We start from the raw sequence: 15659 nt of genomic DNA on the forward strand, positions 1-15659 counted from the left end.
CTACACATTTTAAGATGCCCGCGGTCCCTTGTGCTGTGGGCATCTTTTATTTTTCAACAATTTCGCAGTTTGGCAGCGAGTCCAAAAACTGCTTTCCATAGTACCGCGTCTTAATTCGTGGATCAAGAATAACGACAATCCCTGTGTCTGTTTGCGTCCGGATGAGTCGTCCAAATCCCTGTTTTAGGCGTAATATCGCTTCCGGTAAGCTAAATTCAAAAAATTCGTTTCCACCGCTCTCCTTAATCTGTTTCACGCGTGCCTCCATTACTGGATGCGTCGGCACCTCAAACGGAAGTCTTGTAATGATGACATTACTGAGTGCCTCACCGCGGACATCAACCCCTTCCCAGAAACTTGATGTTCCGAACAGCACCGAATCCGTATCCTCACGAAACGCTTGAAGCATATCGGTCCGTGAGAGTTCCCTGCCTTGTTTGAAGCCGGTAATCCCAATCTCTTCAAGATCGGGAGCGACCGCATCGTATACTTCATCCATCATTTTGTAACTTGTAAATAGAACGAATGCTTTACCGTGCGTCAGTTCCAGATAGTGTTTGATTTTCTGGGTTACTATCGGTACAAATTCACTACTATTTGGATCCGGCATGTACCGCGGGATATGAATCTGAACCTGCTTTTTGAAATCAAACGGTGAGTGCACAAGTAGTTCACGACATTCATTGATTCCTATTCGATTTTTAAAGTAAGCAAAATTGCGGTTTGTGGAGAGCGTAGCACTCGTCATTACAACACTATTTTTTATGCTGAAAAGATGGTCCTCTAATATCTGCTTTACATTCGCGGGGGTGGCATTCAAGAGAACCCGTGGTGTTCGGCCACGCATCGATATTTCAGCCCAATAGACATAGTTTGGATCGTCCTGTCGGATTATCATATCTAATTCGTCGCGGAGCCGTTGACAGTAACTGTGATGCGCCGTGATTTCTTGTTCCTCATCCTCTGTGGAAGCACTGTTCTGAAGATCTTTCAATGTCCGTTCAAGGTCTGTGAGTGGTGTGTCAAGGGAATTTCTGACGAAGTTGCTTTCATGGATACGCTGTGTGAGGGAAGTACCGTAACCTTGATCATCAACTTCGTGAAGGGCATCAATAATTGTCTGAAAAAGAGTGTTGGCTTGCTCACGTGCTTCCTCGACTTGAGTCGTCAATTGTTTTGACTCGAAGAGTTTTGCCACACTGGAAAGCGAGTCGAGGAGCCACTTAACGCGGGTGTTACTAAAATTAACGCTCCCATGGTTAGTCGCTGTCGCTTCTAAATGGTGGGCTTCATCGATAATGAGGTAGTCGTATTCAGGTAAGACACCCAGTGCTTCTGTGCTCTCTTTACGAATCGCGAGATCGCTAAAGAGGAGGTGGTGATTCACAATCAGTAAGTCTGCATCCTGCATCTCTCTTCGAACATTAAAATAGAAACAGGTATTGTAGGTCTCACACTGCCGCCCGAGGCAGTTGTCTCTGTCGGATGCAACTTTATCCCAAACTTGAGAGTTTGGTTGCCACGGTAGATCTGCTGTGCTGCCATCTACCGTCCAATTCACCCATTCCTCAATTTCTGCAACTTCTTCGACTTCTTCCAATGTATCAAACAAACCCCGTTCATAATTGCGTAAGTTTTTAAGTCGTCTTCGCGAGAGATAATTACGCCGTCCCTTGGCAAGCACCACATTAAAATCGCGGGGGAGTATCCGCCGCAAAAATGGAATATCTTTTGTGACCAACTGTTCTTGCAGACTGATAGTATTCGTTGAAATAACGACTTTCTGCTCCGCTTTAAGCGCAAGAGAGATCGCCGGTATCAGATAAGCAAAACTCTTACCTACACCTGTCCCGGCTTCAACAATTAGGTGTTCAGCGTCTATGAACGCCCGAGCCACCTCGTGTGCCATTTGTAATTGTTCTTGGCGGAACTCATACCCGTCCAGGTGTTCTGAGATGAGTCCGCCCGGACTAAAGATTTTTCTGAGAGTAAGGGGGCTTGATGTTGTCATGGCCTATCTCTTATTGGATATTACCGCTGCGCGAATCAGTTTCTGGTGAGAGAACAACAAAAAATTAAATTGTGTCTCGGGCGATCCGAGGACTCCATTTAATCGCTGAGGGTCATTGTTACCTTATCTGTACCGTAACTATTTTTAATCTCAAGGATAACCTGTTCAAGATCAACACCTACTTTCTGGAGAAGGGCATCAAAATCCTGGGCACTCCTAACGTTTTCACCATTGACCTTAACGATGAGAGACCCTTGTGGAATTGGGCTATTTACCTGAACCCTGTCAACAATAACACCGCGATCCTCTTCGGTTAAATAAGTATATCTCTCGAAATCACCCTTTTCCAGCTTTCGGACTGTTAGACCGAGGCGGCGCCACGCCACGGAGTTGTTTTCAAAAGGTCTGCCCGCTTGTAAGGCAGGCATTTCTGCTATTGTTACGGTGAATATCCGCTCATGTCCCTCTCGGAGGACGGTAACCTGTGAACTCTTACCGACTTGCGAATCAGCAATCCACATTTTGAATTCGTTGATATCGTCAACTTTCTTCCCATTGTACCCAACAATAATGTCGTTTCTCTGTAATCCACCGAGATGTGCAGGCATATCTCTTAGAACGCTCATAACCCGAATCCCTTGTGTTGCGGGTTGCATGCGAATGCCGAGAAAACCGCGAATGATTCTTCCGTTTGCAATCAACTGCGTTCCAATCTTTTCCACAAGGTTGCTGGGAATAGCAAAGCCCGCACCTGCTCTAACGGCGTTCGTCGCGGGCGTATCGTCGGGGCGTCGTATTAACGCATTGATCCCAATAACTTCGCCGTGGATATTCAGTAATGGCCCCCCACTGTTTCCCGTATTGATCCAAGCATCTGTTTGAATAAAATCTTGGTACCGAATAAGACCGCGCTCCGGCAGAATAATACGTTCTTTCCCACTTACAATACCGGTCGTCACTGTATGGTTGAGCCGGAATGGGTTTCCGATAGCAATAGCGAACTGACCAACTTGCACCTGCTCAGAATCTGCTAATTGAAGGATTGGAAGTTCTTCTTTTGCATCAATTTTTAAAACAGCAATATCGGTGTTAGGATCCGTCCCCGTTAATTTGGCTTCAAATGGGTTCCCGTCCAGCAATTGGACGTGAATGACTGCCGCATCCCTCACGACATGGTAATTCGTCAGAATATAACCGTCTTTGCGAAAAATAAATCCGGAACCTTCTTGTTGAAACCGGTTTCCTTCGCTCCAGCGTTCGACACTCACACCGACAATAGCAGGTTTGCTTTGTTTGGCAATACTTACGAACGCATTTTCGATTGAACTGAGGAGTTCAACATTTGTAGGCTGTGTGGTGCTACTACAAGAAGAGATGATGACACTCACGCTAACAAGGAAAATTATCAAATGAGAATAGACACTGATATTTTTTTTCATGGCATTCTCCTGTCCTATCTTTATCTCTCTATAGCGTATTTTAGCACAGTTTCTCGGAATTTGTCAAGCGTTTCACTACCTCAGAATCGCCAATTTCTCCAGATAGGTATAGGTCTCACCTTTGGACGTAGCCGAGATATGGCACATATAAATTCCCGGAGACACGGCTAATCCGTAAGAGGTCTGCTGGTTCCACCACGTTCGCCATACCCGCGGATCTAACCGGGCAGAAACCCCTTCAATCCGCTTTATCAGATTGCCACCTGAATCATAAATCACCACCCGCAGGTCTGTTATAGCCGCGTTGGCTTCGACGCGAAATTCGGTTAAACCGTCTGAATACGCCGGATTCGGAAACACAATGACCGTTTTCCACGAAAAGGCTTGCGTTAAAATAACGGATTCTGAAACTGAAACCGCGCCAAGTGGATAACGTGCTATGGCTTGAAGAACGTTCACCCCCGGTTGCAGTGGCACTGTAGCCGTATAGGTTTGCGTTTCTCGGTTAAGTGATGCTTCCGCGCGACTCGGATGGATAACAATGTCAATCGGAAAACCTGAATGAAATGTCCCCGTAACCTCTAATTCACTCTCTTGGGTCGTTGGTGGCAGTCGTAGCGTTATCTGTGGCGGCTGCCGCGCCGGATGAAACGTATCCGTGAGAAGGCTATCCATTGTAACAAGCACGAGTTGTGCCACCTTTCTCACTAAATTGAAGTTCACTTTATCAGCAGTATCAGCAGATGTATGATAAAAGGGATTGGCATCGTAATTCTGTGAATCTCGCCACGGTGTGGAGCTCTCAGTTAAAGTAACCGCATTGTAACCGCTATCCCAGAAAGGTTTATGGGAAGAAATATCAACGAATTCATCTTGGGTGCGACGAATCTTCAAGCCAATGTCGTACCACGCATTTGCGATTGTAAGGGCGCGCCCTATCCATGCTGAATCGTTATTGGTGATAATTTCAACGAGATCGCTTTTCCAATTGAAACCCAGCATGTCTAAGTTAAAAACACCGACAATGTTTTCACGTTGACGGTCGGTATCTGCTCCAGTGCTTTGATCTATAGCAGCTGCCTCTTGAACATAATGACGGCTGCCAAGAAAGCCGAGTTCCTCACCGCCTAACGCGACGAATCTTATCTCGTGATCGTATTCATATCGGCTTAAGAGGTGTGCAATCTCCAACATCGCTGCAACGCCTGTACCGTTGTCGTTCGCACCGGGTGCAGTAGAGGCTAATGGGTTCCAATTCGGCTCGCGCACCGCCTGCGTATCGTAATGCGCACAGATGATAAAGATGCGGTTACTGGACGAAAGTGGATGCCGAGGTAGGACAGCCACTATATTTTTAACGCCACCAAAAACCTGTTCTGTGACCTCTATGCGTGGTGAGCGGCGAAACGCATTGGTAATGTAACGCACTACGTTATCCGTCGCTTCACGGTGGTGTGTGCTGCGTGTTCGGAGTGCCCCTGAACGACCAATGTTCTCCTGCAGTGCTGTCACCCGCGCTTCAAGTTGCTCAGATTGCACCAGGGTGAGTAGTTCATCACCGCGGGACAAAAGGGGATCGTCCGCTGCTATTGTAGTGAAAATGGGGATAGAAAAAAAAACAAGAAAAATGGCGTATCTGCTTACTCGCGTTCGCCAGTAATCTCTTAATTGACTTGACATAAGAATAAGAATCTTGTACCCTATTTAACAGTTTCTTTTATTTTAACAGAATTTATTGCGATTGTAAACAGAGATAACGTTTTACTCCTGTGAAACCGAGGTGTGCTAAGCCAACCCCTATGGCGATGGAGATAGACGAAAATGCCAGCGAATCTACCCCCAACCTACTATAAACTCAAACACCAGCATGAAGCCGCCAAAACAGATGAAGAGCGACTCAGTTTGTTAGAGGAGATGTTGCGCATCATCCCTAAACACAAAGGCTCCGAAAAGGTTGTTTCTGACATACGCCACCGTATCGCGAAAATCAAAAAAGGACCAACCGCAGCAGGTGGCAAAGCAACTGGTAAGAGAAACTACAGTGAGCATATTCCTAAGCAAGGCGCGGGACAGGTCGTTCTCCTTGGACCTCCAAATGGTGGTAAATCGCAAATGCTCGCGAACTGGACAAACGCTAAAACAGAAGTTTCGCCGACACCCTACACAACGACAATGCCGACGGTCGGAATGCTGCCCTATGAAAACATACAATTCCAGATCATTGATACCCCTTCGATTACGCCAGATTTTGTCTTGCCAACAGTATTGACGCTCACCCGTAATGCCGATCTCCCTTTGCCTGTTATCAGTCTTGCAAGCGACAATCTCTTAGACGATCTTGATGTCGTGGTAGCACTCCTTGATGAGGCAGACCGTGAGATACCAGAGAACGGAACCCTTATTGTTGCTAATCAACTTGACGCTTCTGGCGCGGAGGAGAGGCTTGATATTCTCAAAGAATTTTATGGAGACGTATATCGGATTTGTCCGATTTCTGCTGAAACTGACGAAGGCAAAGATGCCTTATTTCAAGAAATCTATACGGAATTAAACATCTTACGCGTCTATCCGAAGGCACCCGGGAAACCGATAGAACACGATGAACCCATTGTTCTCCCTACAGGGGCAACTGTCCTTGATGCCGCGCGCAATTTACACAAAGATTTTGCTGAATTTAAGTTCGCACGGATATGGGGACCCGAATGGCACGATGGACAATCTGTCAGTCGCAATGATGTCGTTTACGATGGAGATGTCGTCGAATTTCATTTGTAGTTATGTCGGTGGATATAATGAGAAAACGAAGCAGAACACCCCTATATCTAATATATTCGCTCTGTATCCACTTTCTACTCCTGCTGGTAATATGGTGGACGGTTCCTGAGCAAGTCCCAACCCTGCCATTCCATGGAAAGATAGAGGCTTTGATAACTCACATTGAACGACCGCCTCTGCCACCCAAACCGCCTGTTGTTGAACCTGCTGTCCTTGTTGTGGTGGAAGAAGAAACCAAACCGCCACCGCCACCGAAACCTAAAGCCGGTTTAAATGCATCTTGGCAAACTGTAAATCGAGACGCAGCAGACCTTCCGAAACCCGAAACACGTAAACAAGAGGGATTAACCCGATCGCAGGAATCCGCCGGGAACGATTTGTTGCAGTCCAATCCGGTAGTTGGGAACCCTATAGCAGTGAATGCTTCCAATCACACGGTAGTTGTGACACCTACATCAGAAACGGAGTATGTCGCACCACAAGGCGAAACAAAACCTATTGCTTTAGGCACGAATGACACCTTAAACAGCAATTCGCCAACGATCAATGCCCCGAAGATTCACTATGGGAGTCGTCGTGGGGACGCACTCCAAGCCACAGCCATGAGCAATTCTTGGGGTGGTGGCAGCTCCGCTAGTGGCAGTGTTGGTGGTGTTTTTGTTCAGATGATGAAGGATGTTGCCCGAACACTCGCTGACGCAACCACAATGCAGAAAGTTGATGTCATTTTTGTTCTTGATGAAACCGAGAGCATGCGCGACAATATCCGAGGTATCCGTGCTTATGTCGATTTTCTTTTTGACGCATTTGCGCGTGAAGGTCGTGATGCGACTTTCGGATTGGTGACATTCACGGATAACGTAAGAAGAATTGGACACACCGACGATCTCGGCGCCTTCAAAAATTGGCTCTTCCACATTGGCGTTGATGGCGGCGGAGACATTGCTGAGGCAGGTCTGGATGCGATTATGACCGTAGTGCAGGAGATGGAATTCCGAAAAGGGGCACAACGCTTCATTGTGCTGGCGAGCGATGCTGCTTTCCATGATGCCGATTATGACGGTAGGTCGGCATATAGTTTGGATCAAGTCATTGAGGCATTACAAAATGAGCGGATTCGGGTTGATGTTATTGGACTTGATTATCTGCCAATCCGACAGATTGGATTGGCAACAGGCGGAACGTGGCGTGCCATCCCAGGTCGCGGGTACCTTGAGTATATTCCGCCGCTAACCTTAACTGTTAAATTGTTCTCCAAGTTAGGGACACTTAAACTTGAAAGCGAGCGGATTGACGATAAGATTACGGTCTACATCAACAACCCACCGCGTCCGAAACAACTTGCTTTAACGTGGAAGGTACTCAATCCTCTCGGAGAAAAGGTTTACGGACCCATCACAGAAGAGAAAATTATACCAAATGACGGCTCAACCGAGGTGGAATTGACGCCTAATATTAACACCGAACTATTTCAGAGAATGCCGGGGGTTTATACCTTCATCTATCGTCTCGAAAATGAACACGGGCATCAAAGCATCTTGCGGCGTACATTGACATTCTAACTTTTGTGCGAAGCTGCTATCTTTATAGCATAATTTTTTGAGATTGTGTCTCTGCGTGTGCAAACTGAATGAAGTTAAAAAAAATAAATCGGTAATTGACGGGCAATGAATTGCCCTACTACAAACGGACTGGTTCGTAGTAGTGCGATTTATCGCACGTTCAGAAATTACCGAATTAAAAAATTAATCTTCATAAAGTTTACGCTACAAATCGCATTCATATTGGAAGAATTAAAAATGAAAGACCTAATCTTTGAACAGTGTCGCTATCATTTTGACGACATCGTTGCTATTCGACGGGACATCCATCAGTACCCTGAATTAGGGTTTGATGTACACCGCACTGCCGGTATTGCTGCGGACGCACTGCGTGCACTCGATATTCCTGTCAAGACCGGTATCGGTAGAACAGGGGTCGTTGGGGATTTGGAAGTAGCAGGCGCATCGAAACGTATCGCACTCCGCGCAGACATGGACGCGCTCCCGATTCAGGAACTCACAGATGTTCCTTATAAATCGAAGATTGATGGTAAAGCGCACCTATGTGGACACGACGCGCATACTGCAATGCTCATCGGTGCGGCGCGAATCCTTTCGCACCTCCGAGATAACCTGAAAACACACGTTAGGTTTATCTTCCAACCCAGCGAAGAAGTAGCACCAGGGGGCGCGCCTGCTATGATAAAAGACGGCGCATTGGAGGATGTAGACGAAATTTATGGAATACACGTCTTTCCGCTCTTTGCCGTTGGGGAGTACGCCACCTGTGTCGGTCCGATGCTCGCACAATCGGACACTTTCCAAATTACGATCACCGGTAGCGGTGGACATGCCGCATTCCCACATATCACTGTGGATCCAATTGTGATTGGTGCGCAGTTCGTGACAGCCGTACAGTCAATTATTGCCAGAAATGTGAATCCCTTGGACGCTGCGGTCGTCAGTGTCACACAATTGCACGGCGGAGATGCCGACCTTCAGAATGGACTCGCCGGTGCTGCGCTGAATGTCATCCCGCCTAAAGTACTCATAGGCGGCACGGTGCGGACGCTCCAAACATCGGTGCAGAAAAATATTCGAGGACAATTGGAACGACTCCTCGCCGGAGTGGCGAACGCACACTCTGCATCTTACACATTCGACTATCACGAAGGCTACCCAGTGACGTACAATCATGAACCTTGCGTTGATACAGTCTTATCGGCAGCGAAGGGGTTAGTCAGTGAAGATAACCTCATATTCCCAATGTCTCCAGCATTAGGCGGTGAGGATTTCAGTTACTACTCACAAAAGATCCCGGCGTGTTTCGTAATGGTAGGTGCAGGTAATGAAGAGAAAGGGATTGTCAATATGTGCCATCATCCACAATTTGATATTGACGAAAACTGCATGATTTACGGCATGGCACTCCTTGTAAATCTCATTACGCATTAAACATTTATAGAAGGGATTTCCGAATCCCGACTCTTCGCTAAATAGCCCTGTCTACTATGTAGGTCACAGAATAGAATAAATAGGTCCCACAATGCAACGATTACTCAGTTTCCTTTTTCTTCTAACACTATCGCTTTCAATTATATCCCCCAACGCTTTCGCACAGATCGAGTTCACACCAAACAACCCGACAGTAATTCCTATGTTGGATCCCGTTGAAGCCGCGCATGACCATTTCCACGAAAGACGGTACGCCGAAGCAATCAAGGCGTATGAAGAACTCCTTGAAAAGGGGATTCCAAAGGGTGGTGATACCTATACACCGCTTCGGCAGAGCCAGAAGGATTCTATCCGATTAATGCTCGGACAAAGCTACAGTAAAGTCGGAGAGGATCCGGCTGCACAACGAATCTTCAGAGAGATCGTTGATGAAAACCCCGATGGATCTTATGCTACTCAAGCCGTCCATCGTTTAGGAAACCTCTTTTGGCAACGTTATCAGTTTCGACAGGCGATTTTACAATGCAAGCAGATTTTGGATCAGCATCCTAATACGGCTGCCGCTGCGACAGCCGCCTATCTCGTTGGGCAATACCAACAGACAGAGGGTAAAACCGAGGAAGCGATGGAGAGTTACAAGTACTTCCTCGACAATTTTCCCGGTTCTCCGTATCGCACAAGCGCAGTAAATAGTCTTATTCGGTTGTATATCGCCAATGCCCGTTACACAGAAGCCGAAGAGCTTATTCAAAAGCGGTTGCAAAGCTACCCAGGCGATCTTATGTTGTTAGAACAGTTAGCGGAACTATACCAGCAGCAAGGGGAACATCCGAGGGCAATCGAGCTCTATCGTCAGGCGATTGAAAGGGATCCGAGCAATACCAACCTTCGCAGAAAATTAGGTGATCTTTACGCTAAGATCGGTGAGACCACGCAAGCTGTAAATGAATGGAAGAAAATAGTAGCAAATGAGACGAACCAAACAGATCAGCATCAACGACTTGGGGCAATCTATCTTTCTCATAAAATGTATGGAGAGGCAATTGCAGCGTATCGTCAAGCTATCCGATTGAATCCTCAAAATAGTTACCTCTATACACAGTTGGCAGCCGCATACAAAATTCAGGGGCAAAATGAAGATGCCGCCAAGGTTTATATTGACGGTTTGCAACACGTTGGACTCGCGGAGAGTCAGCGTGAACCGATTTGGGAGGCAATGTTTGAGATTTATGAAGGCGCACATCATAAAGCATTGCAAGACAAACTTATCGCGCAACTTCAGAAACAGCATCTACGCGAATCAGAGAACCCGAACGTCACTATGACGCTCGGAGAACTCTTTTTCCACGCTGGTAGAACAACGCAGGCACTCGAAACGTTTAGGCAACTCCACCAAAATCATCCGACTCACATTGACATGACCTTGGAGAGATATGCCGAGGTGTTAGCACGCAACGCCAGCCCACGAGCTGCGGATTTCTACAAAGCAGTCATAGATGGCTCCCGCAATAGGACACGCATCAGAAATGCCTATTCCAAACTCGCGCTGCTCTACCAAAAGATGGAAAAATGGGGAGAGGCTATCGCGCTCCTGAAGGAACTCGTCGAAAATCGCCAAGCCTCTATCCAGAACAGGCTGCTACTCGGTCAGTTGCAATTGCACGGCACCCGAGAACCCAAAGCCGCTCAGATAACCTTTCAACCCTTAATTACGCAACGTTTAGTGACTCGCCAATTGACGGAAGCGCAGTTAGGCTTAGGAGAATGCCATATTTTACTTAAACGCTACACACTCGCCAGAGAAGTGCTTGAACCCATCGCCAATAGGATTAACCGCTACCAAGCGACGGCTCGAAAACTGATGGGTGATTCCTATTTCTTTGCTGTAGACTTTGATCAAGCCCTCAAGGAGTACAATCAGGTCATCCAGATATCAAAATCCGACCGACTCACGAATGATGCGCTTGAGAAGATCGTCCTTATTCAAAATCATCAGGACTATCTCAAAATCCCGCTTACAGATTACGCAACGGCTCTGCAGCTTCACCTGAGTGGTAAAACAGAAGCCTCGCTACAGCAGTGTGAAGGAATACTCGAACTCTATCCCCAATCCAATATCATTGATGATATTTGGTTTCTTATGGGCAATATCTACCGTGAATCGGGAAAAAATACCGAAGCAATCAATGCCTATCAGCAGGTCATTGCACGCGAAAGCCCCATCGCCGCGAAAACACTCATAAATATCGCCGAAATTTATCGACAGCAGGATGATTTGGCTAACGCCACTGCTATCTACACAAAGCTTATTACGGACTATCCTGAGAGTGTCATTATTGTTCAAGCACGCCAACAACTTGATAAGATTAACAAGATGCAGCAGAAAAGGTAATTATCGTAGCACTATGTAACCTGGGCAAGAAAGCTCGAACTTGTTCGGGGCTGCGCACTTACTCCAAACAAGTAATGATTCTGATTATCGATTTTTTTCTTGTTGATTTGTCTATAGTGTGCTACACTTAACATAAAGAGGAAGCCCGGATTTAGTCTGGGAATAGACTGGATTTAGTCTGCGGATAGACTAAATCCATAGCGCAAGTCGCGTGTGGACTTGCGGGACAATGTATTACATTTCCATTCCTCGTATTACATTCTTGTTCGGGAGTGTTTCACTCAGATACGTCCCAACAAGTTGGAGCATCCGAAAAAATACCGAATATTGTCGAGAGGACAATCAAATGGTTCAACCCAATACACCGCGCGTATTTCATGTGATGACAAAGCCGATCGGGCCGATATGCAACCTTGATTGCGAGTACTGCTTCTATCTTGACAAAGAAAAGCTCTACCCTGAAACACGCTCTTTCCGCATGACGGACGCAATTTTGGAGGACTACGTTAAGCAATACATCGAAGCACAACAGGTCAACGAAGTCACGTTCGCATGGCAGGGCGGTGAACCCACACTCATGGGGGTGGATTTTTTCCGAAAAGCCGTTAGGTATCAGCAGAAATACAGACGACCCGGCATGCAGATTCAGAACTCCTTCCAGACAAACGCGACGCTCCTTGACGACGAATGGGGAGAGTTTTTCAAGCGAAACAAATTCTTGATTGGCGTAAGCATCGACGGACCACCGGAAATTCACGATAAATATCGCTATGATAAACGTGGGCGGTCCTCCTCTGAACAGGTCATCCGAGGATTGCGTATCTTACAGAAGCACAAGGTTGATTACAATGTGCTGTGTGTTGTTAACAAACATAATGCTGAATACCCCAAAGAGGTCTACAACTATTTCAAAGAGCTCGGGGCAGAGTTCATGCAGTTTATTCCTGCCGTCGAGCATTTCGGCGGGAAAAATGTATCCCCGCGCTCCGTCACAGCGCGGCAGTACGGCAAATTCCTGTGTGCAATCTTCGATGAGTGGGTCGTAAACGACATCGGAAAAATTTTCGTCCAGATTTTCGATGTTGCATTGGAAGCGTGGTTAGGCTATAACCCCAGCCTCTGCGTGTTCAATGAAACTTGCGGCGATGCACTCGCAATTGAGCATAACGGCGACCTCTACTCCTGTGACCATTTCGTTACGCCTGACTATCATATCGGGAATATCGCAGATAGCACCATCGCCGAGATGGTGGACTCACCTTTCCAACGCAAATTCGGCACGGATAAACGAGACACCCTCCCAGAATACTGTCGCAGCTGCGAAGTGAAGTTCGTCTGCAATGGCGGCTGCCCAAAGAACCGTTTTATCAAAACGCCTACAGGTGAGGACGGCTTAAACTATCTATGTGCCGGTTATAAACAATTTTTCAATCACATTGACGAACCGATGAAGATGATGGCTTCTGCCCTTCAGATGGGACGACCGGCGAATAGTATTATGCCTCTCATTCGCCAGCGTCAGCAGGAAAAGACGCGCGCGATTCCCGTCGCAACTTCACAGAAAGTCGGGCGCAACTCACCGTGTCCCTGCGGAAGTGGACGAAAATATAAGCAGTGCTGCCTAAACAAGAAGTAACCCCTTTATTTTTCTCAAATCTGCTGAAACAAGTGTTGCTCGTGTGCGAAATCGGGTAAGCGCAGGTGGGCATCATGTGCCAACAGAAGATGTCGTGCGCAGGTTTTATCGAAGCAAGCGTAATTTTTGGTATACTTATAGAGATTTAGTAGATCAGTGGCATCTATACTACAATTCTGCAACGTATTTTCAGGAAGTTGCCGTTGGTAGGATCGATGATGTTACGGTGATAAACGAAGGTTTATTTGAACTTTTTGTGCAAGACATTAATAATGGAGGCACCTAATGCATCAAGACAAATCAGACCCTGTTGATATCTACGAAGAAACGCTCAAGTTTTCACGCATTGGCAATCGTGCAGTTAAAAGGGCACAAGAGGAAAACCGCAAAAAAGGGATTCCGAACGTGTACGATTTCAATGGACACCTTTACTATGAACTGCCGAATGGTAAACTGACAACGGAAGATCCGTATCCTTTATCAAGGGAAACGGATTCGGATGAGGAAAAATGTTAACTATCTGTTACGACCCTTACTCCGGCACATTAGGCAGATTTACACGCGCAGAGATTTTTAATCTCGTTGCCGAAGCAGGCTATGAAGGCATCAACATCCCCGTAAATGCTGCGTTTCTCGGTGAACTCTCAATCGCCGAGATAGACGATGCCATCCGTCTTGCAGAGAAGCATAATCTTGTTGCCCCAACAATCGGCTTTGGCAACCATATTTTGACAACCCCTGCCAGAAAAGACGAGGCATTACAGCACTTTGAGATTGTCCTTGAAGTGGCACGCAGATTCAACGCTGAGATTATCGGCGTATGGGTGAATCCGTCAGAGGGTGTATCCCGACAGGAATCTCTGGACGCACTCGCCGACAACCTCTCGCAGATGATACCCCCTTGCAATGAGAACGGAATGAAAATCGCCCTTGAGTTTGAGAAAGGCTGCCCATTGGATAACTATCGCGAAGGCGTTGCGTTTATTGAAGACACGGGATTGTCAGTCTATCTAACAGCCGACACATATCACCTTTTCAACGACAGCGCAGAACCGAAGACAGCAGCACACGCTATGAAAGCCTGTTTGGGTGATGTACATGTATCGGGAAGCAATCGCGGTGAACCCGGTGGCGGCGTTTTCGATTTTGAGACGTTTGCACAAGGTTTGAAAGAGGTCGGCTTTTCCGGTCCGTTGGTCGTCCAGTACAAGATGGAGGATGTCGCGAGCATCACCCGCAGCTGCGAATTTACCAAGAAGTTTCGGACAATGATACAGTCATAAGAGAGGAGTTGTGGAATGAGAAAGATCGTCTTTTTATTTTTTGCTGTTACCCTAATAATTGGATCTGCTTATGCCCACGTGACAGATCACTCAGCAACGGAAACCAAAAGTTTTCAATTCGTCGCACATCACGAGACATCCCACGATACACAACTTACCAGTGGACAGGGCGCGCTTAAGTTCAAAGTCCTCTATACACGCGATCATTTTCCAACAGAAGTGGTTACTGCAATTGATAAAGCACACGGCGGTTTTGACGTAGACCGACGGGATGGAAAAGGGGAGACCTACTTCCAACTACCCGGTGTCGGTATCATCGAAATCAGTGCCGATCTGAAAACAACGCGGCTGATTGAGACGCCTGCTGCGCTGAAAGATGCCAACGCACATTATGTCACCGTCTGGTCAACAACTGACGGGATGCCCTACCTCTCTTTCCCAGCAAACGATGTCGGTAAAATCTTCACAACAACATTAGACGGGAAGCTGGTGCATACATTGGAAGCCCCAGACGCAATGACGGATTTCGAGCATCAGGCAGTCAATACCTATTTTAGTGAAGGCGGAGCGTTCGTCCCTACCGGCGTGACACATGTTGATGGTATGCTCTACATTACCACCGGCTACTCTGATTTGGATTACATCTTGGGAGCGAAACTCACAAGTCTTGACCCACTTGAAGCGAGTTGGTATCCTCTGGCGTTCGGTGGTAGAGGCGATGAACCCGGGCAATTCGGCACGGGACATCATATTACAGTACCTTATGGCACAAATCGATTGGACGCTTCTGACCGAGCAAATGCAGAGATCGAACGCTATGCGCCAGACGGCACCTATCTGGAGACGCTTCCACTTATCAAGGGCTCATTCCCATGTAGCATTGATTATGAAGCAGGATATGCCGTTGTCGCGTGCCTCTACGGACCGAATAAAGAGAAAGGCGCGCCACTCTATATCCTCGACGGAAATAACCTCGTTTCAACTGTTATGTTAAAGGAGGAACTCGGTGTGGAGACTTTCCAGCATTTGCACGGCGCAGTGATTCGCAAGGTTGATGGCAAGTTTTACATCATCGCGCAATCGTGGAATCCCGGGGATATTATCGTTTTGGAACAAGTGATGTAGGC

General features: G+C 46.9%; 11 protein-coding genes. 8 read left to right on the forward strand and 3 right to left on the reverse strand.

What is annotated here, in order from left to right; all coding sequences use genetic code 11:
* Positions 1 to 46: 46 nt before the first annotated feature.
* The 3 genes from OXN25_23325 to OXN25_23335 all read right to left on the reverse strand — a co-directional run bounded on the left by OXN25_23325 (position 47) and on the right by OXN25_23335 (position 5019).
* Positions 47 to 2011, reverse strand: coding sequence for a DEAD/DEAH box helicase (locus OXN25_23325; GenBank protein MDE0427799.1), 1965 nt, complete (start codon positions 2009 to 2011; stop codon positions 47 to 49).
* A gap of 98 nt (positions 2012 to 2109) precedes the next feature.
* Positions 2110 to 3450 (reverse strand): trypsin-like peptidase domain-containing protein, encoded by a 1341-nt coding sequence (locus tag OXN25_23330; protein ID MDE0427800.1) that lies wholly within the window; start codon positions 3448 to 3450, stop codon positions 2110 to 2112.
* A gap of 75 nt (positions 3451 to 3525) precedes the next feature.
* A complete protein-coding gene (locus OXN25_23335) occupies positions 3526 to 5019 on the reverse strand; it encodes a M28 family metallopeptidase (protein ID MDE0427801.1) in 1494 nt (497 codons plus the stop codon).
* A 252-nt stretch (positions 5020 to 5271) separates the two neighbouring features.
* Here OXN25_23335 and OXN25_23340 point away from each other — a divergent pair, with 252 nt between their 5' ends.
* The 8 genes from OXN25_23340 to OXN25_23375 all read left to right on the forward strand — a co-directional run bounded on the left by OXN25_23340 (position 5272) and on the right by OXN25_23375 (position 15657).
* Positions 5272 to 6225, forward strand: coding sequence for a 50S ribosome-binding GTPase (locus tag OXN25_23340; GenBank protein MDE0427802.1), 954 nt, complete (start codon positions 5272 to 5274; stop codon positions 6223 to 6225).
* Positions 6226 to 6242: 17 nt separating this feature from the next.
* The gene (locus tag OXN25_23345) at positions 6243 to 7787 is read left to right on the forward strand and encodes a VWA domain-containing protein (protein MDE0427803.1); all 1545 of its coding nucleotides are present in this window, start codon (positions 6243 to 6245) and stop codon (positions 7785 to 7787) included.
* Between the two features lie 237 nt (positions 7788 to 8024).
* Positions 8025 to 9221, forward strand: a complete 1197-nt coding sequence (locus OXN25_23350) for an amidohydrolase (protein ID MDE0427804.1) — start codon at positions 8025 to 8027, stop codon at positions 9219 to 9221.
* Positions 9222 to 9312: 91 nt separating this feature from the next.
* A complete protein-coding gene (locus tag OXN25_23355; GenBank protein ID MDE0427805.1) occupies positions 9313 to 11613 on the forward strand; it encodes a tetratricopeptide repeat protein in 2301 nt (766 codons plus the stop codon).
* Positions 11614 to 11959: 346 nt separating this feature from the next.
* The gene (locus OXN25_23360) at positions 11960 to 13249 is read left to right on the forward strand and encodes an anaerobic sulfatase maturase (GenBank protein MDE0427806.1); all 1290 of its coding nucleotides are present in this window, start codon (positions 11960 to 11962) and stop codon (positions 13247 to 13249) included.
* Positions 13250 to 13534: 285 nt separating this feature from the next.
* Positions 13535 to 13765 carry a hypothetical protein gene (locus OXN25_23365; protein MDE0427807.1) on the forward strand — a complete coding sequence of 77 codons (231 nt, stop codon included), beginning with the start codon at positions 13535 to 13537 and terminating at the stop codon, positions 13763 to 13765.
* On the forward strand, positions 13759 to 14532 hold the full coding sequence (locus tag OXN25_23370; protein MDE0427808.1) for a sugar phosphate isomerase/epimerase: 774 nt from the start codon (positions 13759 to 13761) through the stop codon (positions 14530 to 14532). Before OXN25_23365 ends, OXN25_23370 begins: the two co-directional genes overlap by 7 nt.
* A gap of 15 nt (positions 14533 to 14547) precedes the next feature.
* Complete coding sequence (locus OXN25_23375; protein ID MDE0427809.1) at positions 14548 to 15657, forward strand: hypothetical protein; 1110 nt, start codon at positions 14548 to 14550, stop codon at positions 15655 to 15657.
* Positions 15658 to 15659 lie beyond the last annotated feature (2 nt).

Source organism: Candidatus Poribacteria bacterium, from assembly GCA_028820845.1.
GTDB lineage: Bacteria > Poribacteria > WGA-4E > WGA-4E > WGA-3G > WGA-3G.

Excerpts from the sequence above, each read along its gene's own strand:
- OXN25_23355 (MDE0427805.1), top strand. The coding sequence starts at position 9,313 with ATGCAACGATTACTCAGTTTCCTTTTTCTTCTAACACTATCGCTTTCA.
- OXN25_23325 (MDE0427799.1), bottom strand. The coding sequence starts at position 2,011 with ATGACAACATCAAGCCCCCTTACTCTCAGAAAAATCTTTAGTCCGGGC.
- OXN25_23340 (MDE0427802.1), top strand. The coding sequence starts at position 5,272 with ATGCCAGCGAATCTACCCCCAACCTACTATAAACTCAAACACCAGCAT.
- OXN25_23350 (MDE0427804.1), top strand. The coding sequence starts at position 8,025 with ATGAAAGACCTAATCTTTGAACAGTGTCGCTATCATTTTGACGACATC.
- OXN25_23370 (MDE0427808.1), top strand. The coding sequence starts at position 13,759 with ATGTTAACTATCTGTTACGACCCTTACTCCGGCACATTAGGCAGATTT.
- OXN25_23330 (MDE0427800.1), bottom strand. The coding sequence starts at position 3,450 with ATGAAAAAAAATATCAGTGTCTATTCTCATTTGATAATTTTCCTTGTT.
- OXN25_23365 (MDE0427807.1), top strand. The coding sequence starts at position 13,535 with ATGCATCAAGACAAATCAGACCCTGTTGATATCTACGAAGAAACGCTC.
- OXN25_23345 (MDE0427803.1), top strand. The coding sequence starts at position 6,243 with ATGAGAAAACGAAGCAGAACACCCCTATATCTAATATATTCGCTCTGT.
- OXN25_23375 (MDE0427809.1), top strand. The coding sequence starts at position 14,548 with ATGAGAAAGATCGTCTTTTTATTTTTTGCTGTTACCCTAATAATTGGA.
- OXN25_23360 (MDE0427806.1), top strand. The coding sequence starts at position 11,960 with ATGGTTCAACCCAATACACCGCGCGTATTTCATGTGATGACAAAGCCG.